The organism is Spirosoma soli (assembly GCF_042684525.1).
In the GTDB taxonomy this organism is placed as follows: Bacteria; Bacteroidota; Bacteroidia; order Cytophagales; family Spirosomataceae; genus Spirosoma; species Spirosoma soli.
The window spans coordinates 69,997-89,128 of the sequence record NZ_JBHULN010000011.1; the positions used below are offsets into that span (position 1 = coordinate 69,997).

Genomic DNA, 19,132 nt, shown 5'->3' on the forward strand with positions numbered 1-19,132 from the left:
TCGTAACAGACGGAACTGATAGGCAAAGACTAAATCACATTCAACCGGTATTTCAGATAAGTCTGTGCTAAAAGAGCAATTTTTTGCGGGTTAGGTACCCGAATTCGTTCATTCTGAATAGTTGAGGCTGATAGCTGCTTAATTTTATTAAACAAGGTTTGATAATAGGTGTACGCCAGATAAACGCCCATTCTGGCCCCACGTGGTAAGTTCATGATGCCGATGTAAGCCTCATCAAAATCTCGTTGAATGTCTTCTTCGATGAGCTGCTTGGTATCACGGCCAAATGTATTGAAGTCTACTCCTGGGAAGTATGTGCGCCCTCGATCTACAAAATCACTTTTGAGGTCGCGTAAGAAGTTTACTTTCTGAAAAGCAGCGCCTAGTTTACGAGCCGGTTCGCGTAGTCGGTCAAACTCGGTGCAGTTACCCTCGCAGAATACGCGCAGGCACATTAAGCCAACAACCTCCGCTGAGCCGTAGATATATTCGTTATAACCATCGGCGTTGTAATCCTGAAAATAAAGATCCATCTCCATACTTTTCAGAAAAGCATCGATCAGATCGTGCTCAATAGTATACTGCTTTACAACGAGCTGAAATGATTGTAAAACAGGATTTAGACTAATGCCTTCTTCAATAGCCTGATACGTATCGTGCCTGAACCGGTCAAGAAGAGTTTTTTTATCGTAGTCGTGGAACGTATCAACGATCTCGTCGGCGTATCGAACAAAGCCGTAGATGGCATAAATTGGCAGATGAAATTTTCGGTCGAGGGTTTTAATACCTAACGTAAATGATGTGCTATAATGCTCAGTGATGAGTTTACTACATTCTAGTGCGGTTTTGTTGAATAGCGACATCATAGCTAAACAAAGGGAGGGTTAAGTTGGGGTAGTAAGTTAGGCAAATTCTTTAGCAACTTCATCTGCAACGACCAGGCCTGAAATAAGCGAGGGCGGAACTCCAGGACCTGGCACTGTCAATTGACCCGTGTAAAACAGGTTGTTCACCTTTTTGTTCTTCAGCGATGGCTTTAGAAGAGCCGTCTGAGTTAACGTATTCGCCAGACCGTAGGCGTTGCCTCGAAATGCGTTGTAGTCTTGTTTAAAATCACTATGGGCGTAACTACGTTTATACAGTATGTAGTTACGAATGTCTTCGCCAACGTAAGCCTCCAACCGATCCATGATTAGATCAAAGTAACGTTCTCGGGTTGTGTCATCGTCGATCAGATCAGGAGCTACAGGAATTAATAAAAATAGGTTTTCGCAACCAGCTGGTGCTACACTCGGGTCTGTTTTTGATGGAGTTGATGCGTAGAACAACGGTTTACTAGGCCAGCGTGGAGTATCATAGATTTCCTGGGCGTGAACCTTAAAATCTTCGTCGAAAAATAAAGTATGGTGTTGCAAACGAGGAATACGCTTGCTAATTCCCAGGTAAAACAGCAACGATGAGGGTGCCATTACCCTTTTTTGCCAATAGGCATCGTCATAATTACGATTAACCGTCTCTACTAGATTCGTTTCGACGTGATTATAATCTGCTCCAGCTACTACTACATCTGTCTCAAAAATTCCCTCGTTCGTTACTACACGCTGTGCTTTGTTTTTAAGCACATCAATCTTTTTAACAGTTTGGTTGAGTAAAATTTTCACACCCTTCTCTTCGGCCAGACTAACCATCGCCTTTACGATTTCGTGCATGCCGCCCATGGGATACCATGTGCCCATAGCCATTTCTGCATAGTTCATCATGCTGTACATAGCGGGCGTGTTCTCTGGTGTTGCACCGAGAAAGAGTACAGGAAATTCAATTATTTCCAGCAAACGTGGATTTTTGAAGAACTTTCGGGCGTGGGTTGCAAACGATTGGAAAACGTCTAAACGCGTTACGTCGTACAGTAGCTTAAGGCTTAAAAACTCAGTGACTGAACGGCTGGGCTTCCAGACAAAATTGTTCATGCCAACATTGTATTTGTAGGACGCCTGTTTTAAGAACTCCCGTAGCTTGGGGCCGCTACCAGGCTCCATTTGCTCAAAAAGCGTCTCCAGATTCTCCAGACCAGCAGGTAGATGAACTACATCGTCGGGACCAAAAACAACACTGTAAGAAGGATCAAGCCGGACAAGCTTGTAATAATCAGATGGCTTTTTACCGAAGCGGGCAAAGTACGTTTCAAAAACATCGGGCATCCAGTACCAGCTTGGCCCCATATCGAAGGTAAATCCTTCCGCCTGAAAAACGCGGGCCCGGCCACCAGGCATATCATTCTTTTCAAGAATTGTAACGTCGTAGCCTTTTTCGGCGAGGCTAGTTGCTGCGGCCAGCCCGGCAAATCCGGCCCCGATCACGATAATGCGTTGAGGCATTGGTTGGTGGGTATAATGATTGATTGGGTAACCGCTTGATGAACGAATTGGTTAGCGCCGATCAAAAATATTTTAAAACCAACCATTTATTACATACACGGCGGGCGTACAAATAAAAAAAGTTGGACGGAAACCATCCAACTTTTTCGAACCTTCCTCTTTTTTAACCAAAAACTACTCAATCAATATATGTTAGACGGTGAACCGTCGAATAAGTATCGCTTACGCGTTAAAATGTGCGTACACTTTCAACTGGTCTTTCAGCTCTTTACGAGCTATGTGAATCCGGTTTTTCACTGTACCGATGGGGATATCGAGCTTAGCAGCGATCTCATGGTATTTAAAACCGCGGAAGTGCATCATGAACGGTGTCCGGTACGTGTCGTCAAGACTATTAACGGCGCGGTTAATGTCATCCTGAGCAAACGATGAATAGGCCAGGTTATCAGTGCTACTTTCCATCGAATTTATGTAATGCAAATTATCTGTTGTGTCGATGAAGGTGTTCTTACGCACCATTCGCTGATAATTCGTAATGAACGTGTTCTTCATGATTGTGTATAACCATGCCTTCAGATTCGTACCATCCGTATACTTATCACGGTTGGTGAATGCCTTTAACAATGTATCCTGCAATAGGTCATTAGCATCCTCTACGTCTTTCGTTAGCCGGAGTGCGAACGGGCGCAACGACTTGGATACTTTCCCAATATGATGAGTGAATTCGAGCGCGGTCATGGTTGTTTAAGTTTTTCTGTTGAATCGAATTTACACAGCTATTAAACAAAAAAGCAACCAGTCTGACCGAAAATCAAAGAACGAATTAGTTTGTAACTGTAAGATGCTTATTAACAGGAATTTAGAAGTTCGAAAAAAACTATGCCAATCACTATACGTTAGCTACAGTATGTGGGGAGTGTGGAAAATGTCCCCCACTTTGTGGAATCTGGAGTGTGGATAATGTTTAACAATGATTAAAATAGGTTAAACAATATATCACAATGGCTAGCTTATTTGAATGTATATACGATCATCAGCCGATACGGATTTCATGACCTGAAACGATTCGTAAAGGCAAGGTTAGTCAGGCTGCATAAGGTAGGGAAAGTTGTTAGACCAAGCCTTCTTTAAGTAAGTCGTGTAGATGGACAAAACCCTTTACTCGGCCAGATTCAGCCACAATAACCTGGGTGATATTACGCTCCTGCATGAGCTGAAGGGCAGCCACAGCGTATTCGTCGGGCGCTACACATACCGGCTTAGTCGTCATTGCATCATTCGCGCTAAGTTGCCAGAACGAATCATGTTCGTGAGCTACACGCCGAATATCGCCGTCAGTAACGATGCCTGCTAATAGGCCATTTTCGTCTATAACAGCCGTAGCGCCCAGCCTATTAGCTGAAATAGTGAAAATCACATCCTTAATTGATGTGTTAAGCAATACCTGCGGACACTGGTTGTGAGGGAATATATCAGCAACTTTTAAATACAGTTTTTTGCCTAACGAACCGCCAGGATGGTAGCGGGCAAAATCTTGCCGCGTAAACCCGCGCTCTTCCAATAAACTTACGGCCAAGGCATCGCCAAGAGCAAGCGCTACGGTTGTGCTGGTTGTAGGAGCCAAATTCATGGGGTCGGCTTCCCGTTCGGCGTACGCATGAAGCACATAGTCGGCATGGCGGGCCAGATACGAGTCGCGGTCGCAAACGAGCGCAATCAGTTTTACCCCCGTTCGCTTCAGTAAGGGTAGCAAGACCTTAATTTCAGACGTATTGCCACTTTTAGAAATGACCAGTACAACGTCATCAGTCTGAATCATGCCTAGGTCACCGTGGATGGCATCAGCTGCGTGCATAAATAAGGCGGGCGTACCCGTCGAATTCATAGTTGCCACGATTTTCTGGCCAATTAAGGCACTTTTGCCTACACCCGTAACGACCAAGCGACCAGTAGCGGCTAGAACTGTAGCGACGGCCGCATCAAATTGGTCGTCGAGAAGATCTATGGCATTACGAATAGCATCAGCTTCAGCTAATAGCACTGAGCGAGCGATGGTTTTAGTATTTTTTACTACTTTCAATGTCAGATTTGGCAATGAAGAACACTTTGCTACGTATATTCGCTAACTTTATAAAGCAAAGATACGGTAAGCTAATAGAGTAAAGTAACTTTTGTACGATTTGTAGAATGATGCAGGTTGATCAGACGGTCCACGCGACCATCAAAGAGCGGCTAAAAGAGATTTTTGGATTCAGTCAATTCCGGGGCGATCAGGAAGCTATTATTCATAGTATTCTGGCGGGCCGCAATACGTTTGTGATTATGCCTACCGGGGCGGGCAAATCTTTGTGCTATCAACTGCCTGCCATTGTAAGTGAGGGCACTGCTGTTGTAATCTCTCCCCTAATTGCTCTGATGAAAAATCAGGTTGATCAGTTAAATGCATTCGGAATAAATGCCCAATTCCTTAACTCGACGCTGTCAAAAGCTGAGATGAATAAGGTTAAAAAGGACACCCTAAACGGATCGCTAAAGCTACTTTATATTGCGCCGGAGTCTTTAACGAAAGAGGAAAATTTGGACTTTTTGAAGAAGGCCAATATTTCCTTTGTCGCTATTGACGAGGCACACTGTATCTCAGAATGGGGGCACGACTTTCGTCCGGAGTACCGAAAAATCAGAGGTATTGTAGATAATATCGGTAACCTGCCTGTTATTGCTTTAACGGCTACGGCAACTCCTAAAGTACAGCAGGATATCCAGAAAAACCTCCAGATGGAGGAGGCTGACCTTTATAAAACATCATTCAATCGGAAGAACCTTTACTACGAAATCAAGCCGAAGGTTGATGCTAAAAAGCAACTCATCAAGTACGTTAAGCAGAACAAGGGCAAGTCGGGGATTGTGTATTGTCTAAGCCGCAAGACCGTCGAAGAAATTGCTGAGCTGCTGAATGTGAATGATGTAAAAGCCTTACCGTACCACGCCGGATTGGACCCGCAAACACGGATGAACAACCAGGATGCCTTCCTGAACGAAGATGTAGACGTGATTTGTGCCACTATTGCCTTCGGGATGGGTATCGACAAGCCAGACGTTCGGTTTGTGATTCACTACGATGCGCCTAAATCGCTTGAAGGCTATTACCAGGAAACTGGCCGGTCGGGCCGTGATGGGCTAGAAGGCAACTGCGTAATGTTCTACAGTTACGATGACATCGTTAAGCTTGAGAAATTTAATAAGGATAAGCCCGTTACAGAACGCGACAACGCTAAGCATTTACTGGCCGAGATGGTGTCGTATGCTAACCTGGGTGTTTGTCGTCGTCGGCAATTATTAGGCTACTTTGGTGAGTATTTAGAAAAAGACTGTGGCTATTGTGACAACTGCGTGAAGCCTACCGAGAAGTTTAAGGTACAACATGAAGTCGTACTAGCGCTGCAAACGGTATTGCAAACGGACCAACGTTTCGACGTAAGCCATTTGGCCGATGTGCTGACTGCCACGGGGAACCAGTACGTAACCAGCTATGAGCACGATCGGCTTGATGTGTACGGTAAGGGGCGGGAGTTCAACGAGACGGCCGAGTTCTGGTGCTCGCTTATCAAGCAGATTACAATTTACGGTTATCTCGAAAAAGACGTTGATAACTATGGTATCCTTAAGCTGACACAGCGGGGAATGAACTACATAGAGGACCCGTATCCTATAACGCTTTCTAAAGACCACGACTACGAACAGCAGGCAACGGACCAGAAAGACGATGAGGATAAGGATGCGGCTCCATCTTCGGGCGGGGCAGCCTACGATGAAGAACTGCTCGGCTTGCTGAAAGCACTGCGCAAAAAAATTGCAAAGGAGAAGAATCTGCCGCCTTACGTTATCTTCCAGGACCCTTCTATGGAGGAAATGGCGACGACGTATCCCACCACCCGCGAAGAAATGGCGCAAATCAATGGCGTCGGAATGGGGAAGGTGCAGAAGTTTGGGCGGCCATTCATTGATCTGATTACTAAATATGTTGAGGATAATGAAATTGAGACGGCTAAAGACGTAGTTATCAAGTCTACGGTCAATAAGTCAAAGGTCAAAATCTTCATTATTCAACAAATAGACCGTAAGGTTGATCTGGACGAAATTGCGGAGGCAAAATCGCTGTCAATGGAAGACCTAATGGAGGAGATTGAGCACATCTGCTACTCAGGTACGCGACTGAACCTCGATTATTATATCAACCAAGTGATGGACCCGGACCGTCAGGATGAAATTTTTGAGTATTTCATGCGGGCTGAGACCGATAATATTGCCGTTGCCATGCGAGAATTCGGAGGTGACGATTTTACCGAACAGGATTTACGATTAATGCGCATTAAGTTCCTGTCGGAAGTAGCAAACTAACTGATGTGCGATTTACGATTGCTGTTAATCAGGAGTTAGTAAATCAGAACGTAAGTCGTACATCGTAAAGCAGTACATGAACATTCTAATTTTAGGTTCTGGCGGGCGTGAGCACGCGTTTGCGTGGAAGTTATCACAAAGCCCGTTATGTGATAAGCTGTTTGTGGCGCCTGGTAATGCGGGTACGGCCCAGGTGGCAACTAATTTACCGATTGGTTATAATGATTTTGACGCCGTTTCAGCGGCCATTCGTGAACAAAAAATAGATTTGTTGATTGTCGGTCCAGAAGAACCGCTCGTAAAAGGTATCGTTGATTTTTTACGTAATCAGCCCGATTTAAGCCATTTGCGCATCGTCGGTCCAGATGCACAGGGAGCACAGTTAGAGGGAAGTAAAGATTTCTCTAAGCAGTTTATGCTTCGTTACGGTGTCCCAACAGCTTCATCACAAACGTTTACCGCTGCAACATTAAGCAAGGGGTTAGCCTATCTCGAAACTCATTCATTACCAGTAGTTTTAAAAGCGGATGGCCTAGCCGCTGGTAAAGGTGTAATTATTGCTGAAACACTCTCTGATGCGCAGGCAGTACTCAGGGACATGCTCGACGGCCAAAAGTTCGGCGAAGCAGGCAGTAAGGTGGTTGTAGAGCAGTTTTTACGAGGAATTGAGTTATCGGTTTTCGTATTAACGGATGGTAAGAACTATAAAATCTTGCCGGAAGCTAAGGATTACAAACGTATTGGCGAAGCCGATACCGGACCTAACACGGGCGGTATGGGAGCTGTTTCGCCAGTAGTCTTTGCCAACGAATCGTTTTTGAAGAAAGTTGAGGAGAAAGTTGTAAAACCAACACTAGCTGGACTTCAGCAGGAAGGCATCCGTTATCAAGGGTTTATTTTTGTTGGCTTGATGAAAGTAAATGGCGAACCATTTGTTATCGAGTATAACGCCCGAATGGGCGATCCGGAAACAGAAGTTGTTTTACCTAGAATACAGAATGACTTCGTCGAGTTGATGGTTGCTACTGCTGAGGGTGAGTTAGATAAAATTGCGGTACAGGTGTCGCCCCAAACGGCAGTAACAACCGTTGTTGTGTCGGGTGGCTACCCTAATGAATACGAAAAGGGTAAAATCATTTCGGAACTTGATCGTTTAGATGATGTAACAGCGTTTCATTCAGGAACGCTGGCCCAAAACGGTCATATCCTGACCAATGGCGGGCGAGTGCTGGCGTTAACCGCGCAGGCTAACTCGCTCGAAAACGCCGTTCGTAAGTCGCAGGAAGCGGCACGGACAGTGCAGTTTGATGGGAAGCAGTACCGTAAAGATATCGGGCTTGACCTGATTCGGTACGCCGATTAACAGATTTACGAATTATGATGTACAAGACTTACTATTTACTGTAGTTCAAACATCCTAAAGCGTAAATCGTAAATTATAAATTAATATGTCTTGTAAATCCTGTGCAACCGGCGGGTGTGGAACCCAACGCGGAGCTGCTAGTGGCGAGAAAACGGCCACTACGGGTTGTGGAAGCGGAGGGTGCAGCACTGGAGCAGGATCCTCTGCGGGTTGCAATAAATTGAATTCATTCGACTGGCTGAGCGATGTTGCTATGCCCGGTCTAAAGCAATACGACGTTGTTGAAGTAAAATTTAAGGGTGGCCGAAAGGAATACTACCGGAATGTTCATCAGCTTGACTTAACAACTGGAGACTACGTTGTGGTCGAAATGCAGTCTGGTTTTCATATTGGAGCCGTTTCGTTACAAGGTGAGTTGGTACGGCTTCAGGTAAAGAAGCGTAACGTCAAAATAAACGACGATACCAAGGTTATCCACCGGATTGCCACTCCCAAAGATATGGAACGGCATGAACAGGCCGTTTTGCGTGATCTGCCGGCCCTGTATCGCTCACGGGAAATTGTTCGCGAGTTGAAGCTAAATATGAAACTGTCGGATGTGGAGTTTCAGTCCGACAATACAAAAGCGACGTTTTACTACTCGTCCGAAGAGCGCGTTGACTTCCGGGAGCTAATTAAGATGCTGGCCAGCGAATTTAAGGCTCGTATCGAAATGCGCCAGATCAGCTTGAGGCAGGAAGCCGGACGATTGGGAGGCATCGGCTCCTGCGGTCGGGAACTTTGCTGCTCGACCTGGTTAACTGACTTTAAGAATATAGCAACGTCGGCTGCCAGGTATCAAAACCTATCGTTAAATCCGGCTAAGTTATCAGGGCAATGTGGACGCTTGAAGTGTTGCCTAAACTATGAGTTGGATACATACATGGACGCCCTACGTGATATTCCGACCATAGAAAAGCCACTCGAAACGCAGAAGGGCCGAGCTTATTTACAAAAGACTGATATATTCCGTAAGCTCATGTGGTTTGGTTATGGGGCCGAAAGTACCTGGCATCCTCTGCCGATTAGCCGAGTACTGGAAATTACTGAGCTAAACAAACGAGGCATCATCCCTGAGTCGTTTGAGGTGCTAACGCCAATTGGGGATAAAGAACCAGTAACAGCCGCTGCCCTAAATAGTGATCTACAAAAGCTGGACGCTAAATACGCGACGAAGATTAGTAAAAAGAAAAAGAAGAAGGCGAAGGGAGCGGGACCAACTGCTGCAAAGCCAACGTCGAATGGTAAAGCACAATGAAACAAATGGCCCCGTCTGAGTAGTCGGGGCCATTTGTTTTAGTTCTTCGGCTGTAAGGCTGCCTTAGTGGTTATAATTACCATGCCGTTTCGGGCATTTTTGCCGTAAAGATTCATTGCTTTAGTACCCTCTAACACCTCAACTGACGCTGCATCAGCTTGTTTAAGCTTTCGCAACTGTGCCGCAGTGGCTACTTTCCCATCTACTACATACAGTGATGATGAATTACTGGCTTTAGCCCGAAGCCAGGCTGGTGCTACTCTTCTAACGTTGGGGCTTTGAGCAGGTAAGGTGCGGAAGTTTGTGTCTAGCCGAGTGCCGGGCACGATCATAGGCGTGGATGCCTGCCGAGACTGCGAACCTAGTGACCGGCGTGGCTGATTGGGTAATGTGTCTGACGCCATGGCGCAACCGGAGACGGCCAGATGGCTACTTAACAACGACAACGTAAATAAAAGCAAACATGTACTTTTCATAAGCTATTGTAGGCTGCTGTGTACAGCACAACACTTAGAGTACAAACGCGCCAATACGTTTAGTTGATTGCTTCCTGATCAATTAAATTAAAAATCACCCGTGTAGAAGGGGCTGAATACGTAATAACTACTATCGCGTTTAGCTCGTTTCGGGGATGTCTGAATGTAAAGTACGAAGCGGCTTTTCTGGTTCGACCCGCCCGTCCACTCTTCAAACGGTCGTTCATTGGCGTATAATTTGTCTACTTCCCGGACATGTACCTTGGCTATATCGTCCGCAGTAACTGGTATACCATTGATATACAATTCAATATCTTTTGAATACTCATCCAGCAGCTTTAGGTAATCGTCCTTAGTGCGCTCTACAAACGTAAGTTTGTTATTGAAGAATGTTGCTTCGAGTAGCTTATTCATACTGAACGTACTGGCCACGCCAAACGGATGGTCAGAAATGGCAGCTGCTTTTAGATATTGTTTCCATTTGGTTCTGGCTTGAGTTAACGGAAGGGTCTTGTGGGTTGTACTGATTAGAATGCGATACATCTCTGGGTACTTGTCAGCTCCTGCGACATCATTCCATTTCTCATAAACCAGTAACTCCTCTACCTCCTCAAATGATAAGGCTGCCAACGCTTTTTCGGACGACTCCTGACCGTTGATGAATATTCTGATTCGCTCATCTCCTGATCGCTTTACTGCCAGTTTATCTTTACGCAGACACAGCAATTTCGGATATGTGGCAAAGGAAGTCATCAATACTTTACGACCATTGACAGTCTTTGCTTGTTCGTCGCCTAACAAAGATGCCTCTCTGAACCAAGGCATACCAGGTCCATCCAACTCATTAGCCAACTTTCGCGTGGCGTTGGTTAATGAAAGCTTATTATGTTGACGCATAAAAACAGGCTCATCTTCAGTAGAAGTATGACGGCAAGCTAATGCCATAATGCCCATCAGGCCTAACCAAAGCCCATAACGTAGCCCGCCAATCGATTTGGAAGGCTGCTGATTCATCATCCTGATCCGCTGGCGTAGGGTAGGGCCGCTAAAACGGTTAATAATAACTGGCTGGCCAGTCGATAAGCTCACTTTTACCAAATTATATTGATAGGCTTGGGCATCCACTCCCTCGGCCAATACAGCTCGATCGGCACTAAACTCCAGGGTTTGTTGAAGTAGGTTTCGAAATAAATAAGCAGCCGGATTGAACCAAAAGAATATACATACCAGCTCGGCTCCTACCATATCGAGACTGTGGCGCTCCCGGACATGTACGCGCTCATGCCGTAAGATTTGTTCCAGCTCCTCTGGGGCATGGTAGTTGGGATTCAAAACTACCCAGTCAAAAAAGGAAAAAGGAGAAGCGACACTCTCGTTGCGCACAAGCGTAAAATCGTCGTATTGTTCGTGTGTCGAGCGGTTGATCATGCGCCTTATTGATCCTAATTGAACACCAAATCGAATAAGTAAGGCAATGACCCCAGCAATATACAGGAGTATCAACCCCGTTTGCCAAGACCACATAAATCCTGTACGTTGTTGGTTCGGGAAGGCCCGGTACGTCTTGCCATTGGGGTACGTAATAATTACGTCAGGCTCAGATGCAGGCGAAGCTGGTAACACTTTGGGTACGATAACCTGCGCCGTACGCTGCATAACCTTCCTGACTGGCTGAGGACGCCAGTCAGGAAGCCGTAACAACGGTAATACTAATGCTCCTGCCAGCCCGAGCCACAGCGCTAGCCGATTGGCTTCAAAAAACGTTTCACGCCGAAGGAGCACGTAATAGGCGATACTCACAACGGCTAATAAACCATTAGCCAACAAGACGTAGCGCAGGGTTTCCATGCTGCTATTTTTTTTGTTCGATCATCGCTAATATCTCACGCAATTCGTCCGCCGAAATCTTCTCGTTTTGAGCAAAGTAGCTTACCAGATTTTTGTACGAGTTATCGAAGTAGTCGCCTACTACCTTCTTTAGAACAAAGCGGTTCTGATAATCCTCTTTTGTAATAATTGGGTAATACTCGTGCGTATTACCGTAAGCTCGATGTCCTACGTAGCCTTTTTCTTCGAGGTTACGAACAATGGTTGAAACGGTATTGTAGTGCAGCGGTGGGTTTGTAAACTGCGGAACCATGTCTTTTACATAGCCCTGCTCCATTTTCCAGAGCACCTGCATTACTTCTTCTTCTTTGGCTGTCAATTTTTCCATAGAGCAAACTTATAACTATTGGTATCGTTTACAAACTATTTATATAGTTTTTTATCGTTTGAAAAGCAAACTCACCCGTCGTAGCTTTGTGGTCTTGTTTAAGTCAGCTATGAAACAACTGGGAATAGTACTTTTCCTCGCATGCTTGGTGAGCGGCTGCGATACCAACGCAGTTTATAAAGAGTACACCGACATTGAAGAGGGAAAGTGGTATATTAAGAACGCCCCTTCATTTACGTTCCAGATCGAAGATGCGTCAGTGCCTTATAACATATACTACAACTTACGTAACAGTCTATCGTACGGCTACTACAATCTTTATCTAACCCGTTATCTGCGGGACGCTAACGGAAAAGAGATTGAATCGCGATTAGACGAGCTGATCTTGATGGACCCTAAAACAGGCAAGCCTAATGGCGACGGTTTAGGAGATCTTTTCGATCATAAATTTCTGATGAAGCGTAATTACCGTTTTCCTAAGCCGGGTAAATACACTATGCAGATTCGGCAATATATGCGTCAAGACCCGCTACTAAACATCTTGAGTGTCGGTATTACCGTCGAAAAAGCCGTTCCTACTAATTGATCCGCCGATTTTTAATGATGCTGTCTGACTTGTTACGTAGAAACCGATACTTTTTCGTGCCTTATGCGGTAGTATTGGCAGTTATTGGTGTTTTGCAATTATTATATACTCAGGAGCAGTTGATACAATGGGTTAATTTTAGAAATAGCCCACCTGCTGATTTATTTTTTACCTACGCTACCTATCTGGGAGACGGTGCCTTTTTTGTCGTTATCTGCGTAATCCTGCTGATCTATAACCGGCGGGTGGGGTTCATGGCTTTTGGCAGTTTTGCCCTGTCTTCGTTGACGTCCTTGTTTCTGAAGACCATAGTCTTTCCTGGTTCTCCAAGGCCATTGAAATATTTTGAGCACTCAACGTATGAGTATCATATCATAAAAGAACTGGAGATTTATAGCTACAATAGTTTTCCTTCTGGCCATACAACCTCAGCCTTTGCCGTTTTTAGTCTGTTGGCTTTTATTGACACGCGTAAGCAACGGGGCTGGCTCTTTTTGTTGCTCGGGGTTTTAACCGGCTATTCACGCGTGTATCTGTTTCAGCATTTCGTGGAGGATACGTACGTTGGTTCGCTTGTTGGTACAATCTCATCTGTCATTATCTACTTGTTGCTGCGACGTTGGGTAATGAACAAAGATTTCATTGAGGAATAGGTTTACGTTTCCTACCTTTGTTTAGCTCCCTACCGAACCATTGCCAAGGCGGAGCCGTTACTTCGATACTTACTAAAACACAACACGCTTCGGCGACCACCTCATGAGCGACGCCATCAAACATGAGTGCGGCATTGCCCTAATCCGGCTCCGCAAACCGTATCAATATTACATTGACAAGTACGGGACGGCTCTTTATGGAGCCAATAAACTCTACCTGCTCATGGAAAAGCAGGTGAACCGGGGCCAGGATGGAGCCGGTATCGCCAACATCAAACTCGACGTACCCCCCGGTCACCGTTACATTAGCCGCTATCGTTCTGTAGACCAGCGCCCTGTAACAGACATTTTCGAAAAGGTTAACAAGAAGTTTCGTAAAGCGCTCAAAGGCAACCGGGATAAGGCCAAAGATGCCCAATGGCTACAGGAAAATATCGCTTTTACGGGTGAAGTATGGATGGGGCATCTCCGTTATGGCACACACGGGGCCAACGAGATTGAAAATTGCCATCCAATGCTTCGTCAGAGTAACTGGCGAAGCCGGAATCTGGTTATGGCGGGCAACTTCAACATGACTAATGTCGACTCGCTGTTCGATAAATTGGTCTCGCTTGGTCAGCACCCTAAAGAAAAGGTGGACACCGTAACGGTGATGGAGAAAATCGGACACTTCCTCGACGAAGAAAATCAGCGGGTGTTCGACCGATTCAAGGGAATCTACGAAAACCCTGACCTGTCCGATATTATTGAGGATAATCTTGATATGCAGCGGGTGTTGCATCGCTCGTGCCGTGATTTCGACGGCGGATATGCAATGGTTGGTATGACTGGCTATGGCGCGGCTTTCGTGGCCCGTGACCCTGCTGGTATTCGTCCCGCCTATTACTACGCTGATGACGAAGTGGTTGTAGTCGCTTCCGAAAAGCCTGCCATCAAAACCGCATTTAATGTAGAATACAGTGCTATTCAGGAAGTGCAGCCCGGCCACGCCCTCATTATTGATAAATATGGTGAGTATGCCGAGCAGCAATTTGTGAAGCCTACCGAGAAACGGTCATGTAGTTTCGAACGAATCTATTTTTCGCGGGCTACGGATCCAGATATTTATAACGAGCGCAAAACGCTGGGTAAATTGTTGGTCCCCCAGATACTGGAAGAAATCGATTACGATCTCGAAAACACCGTCTTCTCCTATATTCCTAATACGGCTGAAACCGCCTTTTTCGGTATGGTCGAAGGCTTGGAAGAGTATTTGGCCAAGCAGCGCAAGAAAGCGATCATGGAAGGAATCCTTTTTGAACAGGAGTTGGATCGGGTTTTATCGTTCCGGCCCCGTATCGAGAAACTTGTATCCAAAGATGTTAAGTTGCGGACGTTTATCACCGACGATGCCCAGCGCGACGATATGGTGTCGCATGTCTACGATACTACGTTCGAGGTTATAAAAAAGGGCAAGGATAACGTTGTTGTAGTTGACGACTCCATTGTCCGCGGCACGACGCTCGAAAAAAGCATTCTTCGAATGTTAGACCGGCTTGGCCCAAAGAAGATAATTATTGTCTCGTCGGCTCCTCAGATTCGCTTTCCTGACTGTTACGGCATCGATATGTCGAAGTTTAAGGAATTTGTGGGCTTCCGGGCCGCTTTGGAACTACTCCGTGAACGGAACCAGGAAGATATCATCGATGAGATCTACGCCCAATGCGTAGCCGCGATTGAATCAGGTAATGCCTCAAACCAGAATTATGTCAAGGCCTTGTTTGATCCGTTTACGCACGAAGAGCTATCCAGGAAAGTGGCACAAATTGTTACCCCAGCTGATTTAAACGCTGAAGTTGCGGTTGTTTATCAAACCGTTGAAAATCTCCACAAGGCTTGCCCAAATCATTCGGGTGATTGGTACTTCACCGGTAACTACCCAACTCCTGGTGGAAACAACGTGGTCAACAAAGCGTTTGTCAATTTCATGGAAGGCAAGTTGGTAAGAGCTTACTAACCTAGATAATTATAAATGATTCGAGGTACGTATCAGTAAGTTGTTTACTGATACGTACCTCGAATCATTTTCTAAATTAATTACTTTTTCCAGTTTAGGCCATTAACAAACTGGCCTATCTTCCTGCCTTCCCGCAAGCCGATTTCGTTATCTTGCCGGGTATGAATGCCGCCCAGAAAACGTGACAAAGCGGACTCTTCGGCTGTTTCCCAAAACGATTGATACGAACGAGCTTTGAAGTCTACATTTCGTTTGGTGTCACGAACACGTGCTACGTGCGAATCGTCTGTAAACTTAAATTGGCTGCCGTACAAGTCAGTTAAGACTATGGCTGTTGCTCCAGATTGTGTCGCATGGCCTGATGAATAACCTGGAAAAGGTGGGGCTGGCCAAAAGGGAATCCAATTTGGGTCAATGGCCCGGCGAACGTAAGTATAAGGCCGCTCATTATTAAATGTATACTTACACTTCCAGCACATCACAAAGGCATCGGAGACCGAAATGCCAACACGGGCAAATGTTTCTACTGCTTTAGCTAGATTCGCATTGGCTGTTCGGACAGAAATTCGTGCTAAACTGTATGAGTGGCCCGGTGGTGTAAATGTTTCGCTTGGATCATCAGCCCACCAAACCGAGATTTCTTTTTCCTCCTGAGTAAGCGATTTGTTCTTTGTGTAAACCTCAAGGTACTGCGCAAAATACTGCGATTTGACATCAGTTGAGACCATGAGTGGCGCCGGCATCGGTAAGGATGAAATAGCAGCTAGAAACGTACGATTCTTGCCCCAGTACGGCTGCATCGGTATTTTCCGGCCGTTCTCCGTCGGCTGCCACAGACCGGGCCCAGTAGGCACGACATAATCGGCCGGAAAGTTTCGGGTGTACCCTTCGTGTCCACCGTCGGTTTTCGACCATTCATAAATAGCGTTGGCTACTGCTTTACCAAAAGTTATTGAGCGTTGGTTAACAGCGTCGTCGCCTTCTTGATACTCTATGAATAAAGCATTTTCTAAAGAGTCAATCTTAGCTTTATAGACATCGCTGGCGTTGGCAAAGAGTCCCTTTAGTATGGTAGCTTGAGCTGCATTGGCACTAAGGGCCCAATTGTAAGTCTTGGCAGTTTCAATCTGAGGTAACTCGGTTAGCTGCTGCAATTGGCCAACCAGTGAACGATGATCACTGATTCCAGGAACAACAGCTTCGTACATAGCTACGCCTGCATAACCAAACGTACGAGCCGCAACTGGGGGAGTAAAACCAGTGCCATTCCGCACTAATTTCAAGTGTAGATCCGACCATTTCAAAGCAAGATCAGCCGTATATTGGTCAGCTGGCTTGCCTGTTTGAGTAGTTGGAGCAACTGGGTCGTCTTGCCGCGGGTTACAGGCTTGTACTAAAACTAAAAAGACTAGGGCAACCCACCACCTACGCTGGTTACGTTGGGAAGTTGATGTTTTATCGGATAAAAGAGGTAAATCTTGGTTCATAGATATATACGGATAGGCAAAGTCAGTAGTAACTCACATAAAATGAATTACTAGTTAGATAGGTTAGCAAAATTATTGCCAAATCCATATGTTACAGCATGTAGTGATTAGACGGTAGAGTAGACGATGGCCAACTTTCGGTGTAACTTTGATAAATCGTATTAAGTTGAGCTATTGCAATGCGCATTCCTGAAGAAACCGTCGATCGAATTCGTCAAGCTGCCGACATCTTGGAGGTGATAAATGACTTCGTTTCGTTGAAGAAGCGAGGGAGTAACTACATTGCCTGTTGCCCATTCCACAATGAAAAAACGCCGTCGTTTAACGTAAATCCAACCCGCCAGATATATAAGTGCTTTGGCTGTGGGAAAGCTGGAGACGCTGTTCGGTTCATTATGGATATTGAAAATATCGGCTACGGCGAAGCACTCCGGTATCTGGCTAAGAAGTACGGCGTTGAAATTGAAGAACAAGAGCAAACACCTGAAGATTTACTCCGGCAAAATGAACGCGAAAGCTTACTAATTGTTCTAAACTTTGCGAAGACGTTTTTTCAGGAGACATTACAAACTAGTGACGAAGGCAAAAGTATTGGCTTATGTTATTTCCGCGAGCGTGGCTTCACAAATCCGACGATTGAAGCGTTCGAACTAGGCTATACCTTAGATCAGTGGGATTCACTTCTGAAAGAAGGACAACGTCGAGGCTATAGTCAGGAGTTGCTCGAAAAAGCCGGACTGATTTTGAGTAAAGAAGGCGGAAAAGTGTTTGACCGATTTCGCGGCCGAGTCATGTTTCCGATTCACAATGTATCGGGTCGGGTGATTGCCTTTGGCGCCCGGATACTAAAAACTGATAAAAATCAACCTAAGTACCTCAATTCGCCGGAAACAGCGGTTTACCATAAAAGTCAGGTCCTCTACGGAATCTTCCAGGCAAAACAGGCAATACGACAAGAGGATGTCTGCTATCTGACAGAAGGCTACACTGATGTAATATCACTGCATCAGGCAGGTATTAAGAATGTGGTAGCTTCGTCGGGAACGTCGTTGACGACCGAGCAAATTAAGCTTATTGCTCGCTTTACCCCTAATGTTACTATCCTCTACGATGGTGATGCTGCTGGTATTAAAGCTGCACTACGTGGCCTAGATATGGTACTCGAAGAAGGCCTTAACCTTAAGCTTTTATTATTACCTGACGGCGAGGATCCTGATAGCTACGTTCATAAAGTTGGAGCAGATGCTTTCAAAACACACATCAAGGAGCATTCTCAGGATTTTATTGACTTTAAAGCGAGTCGGTGGTTGACCGAAGCTGGTGATAATCCACTTAAGCGTGCAGAAGGTATATCAGACGTTTGTGCAAGTATCACTAAAATCCCCGATCCACTTAAACGTCAGACACTCTCACAACGAGTAGCACAAGTTTTTCATGTTAGTGAACAATCGGTTATCTCGGAAATCAATCGTCTGGTCCGGAAACAGCAGGAGCAAAGCAAGAAGGAGAGTGACAGACAACATGACCGGCAAGTACGCCAGCAAAACACTGCACCCAGTGAAGCATCTGTTGATGATATAAATGCACTGCTTGATGGTTTAAACGTTAGCGTGGCTGAGGGCCATGAATTTCCTCCTGCCGATTCATTACCTGTTGATCAGCTTTCGGCCAACGGATTGACAAAGGCCGTTAAAACGCCACTGTCGTATCAGGAGGAAGAATGTATACGGTTGTTGATGAACCATGGTACAAGGGAGCTGGAGCCAGGAATCACACTATGCCAGTACGTCCTGAGCGAGCTTCATGAGATTGAGTTCCAGACGTCGCCCTTTAACCTGATTCTAACGCTATTCCGCGAGGCTTATGTACGGGGAGAAATCCTAACCGCTAACGATTTTCTTAATCGGCGTAGTGAAGGACCAGAGCAAAGTAATGAAATCGAGATGCAGCACCAAGCTATCCATTTAACAACCCCGCGTTATGAAATTAGTGATGGGTGGAAGAAGCACGAAATCTTTGTACCATCGGAAGAAGAGATTGGCATACTAGCCGATGCAGCTTACCGAAACATTCTCCGAATTAAAAAAATGTTAGCCGAACAGCGCATGGCTACACTTCAGCAATTACTCAGAGAGCCGGGGAGTAAAACACCCGAAGAAGGGGACCGCTTACTGACAGAATTCATGCACTTTAAACGGATCGATATGGAAATCTCACGGTTGCTTGGGACAGTCATTTCCGGGTAAAAATGAAAAGCCCCAACACATAGGGTTGGGGCTTACCTTT

At 45.6% G+C, this 19,132-nt stretch carries 15 protein-coding genes; 7 read left to right on the forward strand and 8 right to left on the reverse strand.

Annotated elements, in window-relative coordinates; translation table 11 throughout:
* Positions 1-29: 29 nt before the first annotated feature.
* The 4 genes from ACFSUS_RS17950 to ACFSUS_RS17965 all read right to left on the reverse strand — a co-directional run bounded on the left by ACFSUS_RS17950 (position 30) and on the right by ACFSUS_RS17965 (position 4,455).
* Positions 30-866, reverse strand: coding sequence for a phytoene/squalene synthase family protein (locus ACFSUS_RS17950; protein WP_381525004.1), 837 nt, complete (start codon positions 864-866; stop codon positions 30-32).
* A gap of 36 nt (positions 867-902) precedes the next feature.
* Entirely contained in the window at positions 903-2,375 is a 1,473-nt protein-coding gene (locus tag ACFSUS_RS17955) for a phytoene desaturase family protein (protein WP_381525005.1), read from the reverse strand.
* Positions 2,376-2,597: 222 nt separating this feature from the next.
* Positions 2,598-3,113 (reverse strand): RNA polymerase sigma factor, encoded by a 516-nt coding sequence (locus tag ACFSUS_RS17960; RefSeq protein WP_077919373.1) that lies wholly within the window; start codon positions 3,111-3,113, stop codon positions 2,598-2,600.
* Between the two features lie 373 nt (positions 3,114-3,486).
* Positions 3,487-4,455 carry a KpsF/GutQ family sugar-phosphate isomerase gene (locus ACFSUS_RS17965; protein ID WP_381525006.1) on the reverse strand — a complete coding sequence of 323 codons (969 nt, stop codon included), beginning with the start codon at positions 4,453-4,455 and terminating at the stop codon, positions 3,487-3,489.
* 107 nt (positions 4,456-4,562) lie between these two features.
* On the opposite strand from ACFSUS_RS17965, the gene recQ reads away from it, so the two are divergent.
* The 3 genes from recQ (at position 4,563) to ACFSUS_RS17980 (ending at position 9,433) form a co-directional block, all read left to right on the forward strand.
* Complete coding sequence (gene recQ, locus ACFSUS_RS17970) at positions 4,563-6,773, forward strand: DNA helicase RecQ (protein ID WP_381525008.1); 2,211 nt, start codon at positions 4,563-4,565, stop codon at positions 6,771-6,773.
* 76 nt (positions 6,774-6,849) lie between these two features.
* Positions 6,850-8,136, forward strand: a complete 1,287-nt coding sequence (purD, locus tag ACFSUS_RS17975; RefSeq protein WP_381525010.1) for a phosphoribosylamine--glycine ligase — start codon at positions 6,850-6,852, stop codon at positions 8,134-8,136.
* 85 nt (positions 8,137-8,221) lie between these two features.
* Positions 8,222-9,433: a PSP1 domain-containing protein gene (locus tag ACFSUS_RS17980; protein ID WP_381525012.1), complete on the forward strand. Its 1,212-nt coding sequence runs from the start codon at positions 8,222-8,224 to the stop codon at positions 9,431-9,433.
* 38 nt (positions 9,434-9,471) lie between these two features.
* Here the strand turns inward: ACFSUS_RS17980 and ACFSUS_RS17985 are convergent, their stop codons facing one another.
* The 3 genes from ACFSUS_RS17985 to ACFSUS_RS17995 all read right to left on the reverse strand — a co-directional run bounded on the left by ACFSUS_RS17985 (position 9,472) and on the right by ACFSUS_RS17995 (position 12,124).
* Positions 9,472-9,909, reverse strand: a complete 438-nt coding sequence (locus ACFSUS_RS17985) for a hypothetical protein (protein ID WP_381525014.1) — start codon at positions 9,907-9,909, stop codon at positions 9,472-9,474.
* Between the two features lie 87 nt (positions 9,910-9,996).
* Entirely contained in the window at positions 9,997-11,757 is a 1,761-nt protein-coding gene (locus ACFSUS_RS17990; protein WP_381525015.1) for a M56 family metallopeptidase, read from the reverse strand.
* Positions 11,758-11,761: 4 nt separating this feature from the next.
* Positions 11,762-12,124, reverse strand: a complete 363-nt coding sequence (locus ACFSUS_RS17995) for a BlaI/MecI/CopY family transcriptional regulator (protein WP_381525017.1) — start codon at positions 12,122-12,124, stop codon at positions 11,762-11,764.
* 109 nt (positions 12,125-12,233) lie between these two features.
* On the opposite strand from ACFSUS_RS17995, the gene ACFSUS_RS18000 reads away from it, so the two are divergent.
* From ACFSUS_RS18000 to ACFSUS_RS18010, 3 genes are all read left to right on the forward strand, one after another.
* Positions 12,234-12,710 carry a gliding motility lipoprotein GldH gene (locus tag ACFSUS_RS18000; protein WP_381525020.1) on the forward strand — a complete coding sequence of 159 codons (477 nt, stop codon included), beginning with the start codon at positions 12,234-12,236 and terminating at the stop codon, positions 12,708-12,710.
* Positions 12,711-12,724: 14 nt separating this feature from the next.
* A complete protein-coding gene (locus tag ACFSUS_RS18005; protein WP_381525022.1) occupies positions 12,725-13,363 on the forward strand; it encodes a phosphatase PAP2 family protein in 639 nt (212 codons plus the stop codon).
* A 103-nt stretch (positions 13,364-13,466) separates the two neighbouring features.
* On the forward strand, positions 13,467-15,359 hold the full coding sequence (locus tag ACFSUS_RS18010) for an amidophosphoribosyltransferase (protein WP_381525024.1): 1,893 nt from the start codon (positions 13,467-13,469) through the stop codon (positions 15,357-15,359).
* Between the two features lie 80 nt (positions 15,360-15,439).
* Here the strand turns inward: ACFSUS_RS18010 and ACFSUS_RS18015 are convergent, their stop codons facing one another.
* Positions 15,440-16,846: a vanadium-dependent haloperoxidase gene (locus tag ACFSUS_RS18015; protein WP_381525026.1), complete on the reverse strand. Its 1,407-nt coding sequence runs from the start codon at positions 16,844-16,846 to the stop codon at positions 15,440-15,442.
* A 179-nt stretch (positions 16,847-17,025) separates the two neighbouring features.
* Here ACFSUS_RS18015 and dnaG point away from each other — a divergent pair, with 179 nt between their 5' ends.
* Complete coding sequence (gene dnaG / locus ACFSUS_RS18020; RefSeq protein ID WP_381525028.1) at positions 17,026-19,092, forward strand: DNA primase; 2,067 nt, start codon at positions 17,026-17,028, stop codon at positions 19,090-19,092.
* Positions 19,093-19,132 lie beyond the last annotated feature (40 nt).

What these genes read in the sequence shown, in the direction of transcription:
- ACFSUS_RS18015 (WP_381525026.1), bottom strand. Translation starts at nt 16,846, where the DNA reads ATGAACCAAGATTTACCTCTTTTATCCGATAAAACATCAACTTCCCAA.
- ACFSUS_RS17950 (WP_381525004.1), bottom strand. Translation starts at nt 866, where the DNA reads ATGATGTCGCTATTCAACAAAACCGCACTAGAATGTAGTAAACTCATC.
- dnaG (WP_381525028.1), top strand. Translation starts at nt 17,026, where the DNA reads ATGCGCATTCCTGAAGAAACCGTCGATCGAATTCGTCAAGCTGCCGAC.
- ACFSUS_RS17980 (WP_381525012.1), top strand. Translation starts at nt 8,222, where the DNA reads ATGTCTTGTAAATCCTGTGCAACCGGCGGGTGTGGAACCCAACGCGGA.
- ACFSUS_RS17985 (WP_381525014.1), bottom strand. Translation starts at nt 9,909, where the DNA reads ATGAAAAGTACATGTTTGCTTTTATTTACGTTGTCGTTGTTAAGTAGC.
- ACFSUS_RS17995 (WP_381525017.1), bottom strand. Translation starts at nt 12,124, where the DNA reads ATGGAAAAATTGACAGCCAAAGAAGAAGAAGTAATGCAGGTGCTCTGG.
- ACFSUS_RS18005 (WP_381525022.1), top strand. Translation starts at nt 12,725, where the DNA reads ATGATGCTGTCTGACTTGTTACGTAGAAACCGATACTTTTTCGTGCCT.
- purD (WP_381525010.1), top strand. Translation starts at nt 6,850, where the DNA reads ATGAACATTCTAATTTTAGGTTCTGGCGGGCGTGAGCACGCGTTTGCG.
- ACFSUS_RS17955 (WP_381525005.1), bottom strand. Translation starts at nt 2,375, where the DNA reads ATGCCTCAACGCATTATCGTGATCGGGGCCGGATTTGCCGGGCTGGCC.
- ACFSUS_RS17960 (WP_077919373.1), bottom strand. Translation starts at nt 3,113, where the DNA reads ATGACCGCGCTCGAATTCACTCATCATATTGGGAAAGTATCCAAGTCG.
- ACFSUS_RS18000 (WP_381525020.1), top strand. Translation starts at nt 12,234, where the DNA reads ATGAAACAACTGGGAATAGTACTTTTCCTCGCATGCTTGGTGAGCGGC.
- ACFSUS_RS17990 (WP_381525015.1), bottom strand. Translation starts at nt 11,757, where the DNA reads ATGGAAACCCTGCGCTACGTCTTGTTGGCTAATGGTTTATTAGCCGTT.
- recQ (WP_381525008.1), top strand. Translation starts at nt 4,563, where the DNA reads ATGATGCAGGTTGATCAGACGGTCCACGCGACCATCAAAGAGCGGCTA.
- ACFSUS_RS18010 (WP_381525024.1), top strand. Translation starts at nt 13,467, where the DNA reads ATGAGCGACGCCATCAAACATGAGTGCGGCATTGCCCTAATCCGGCTC.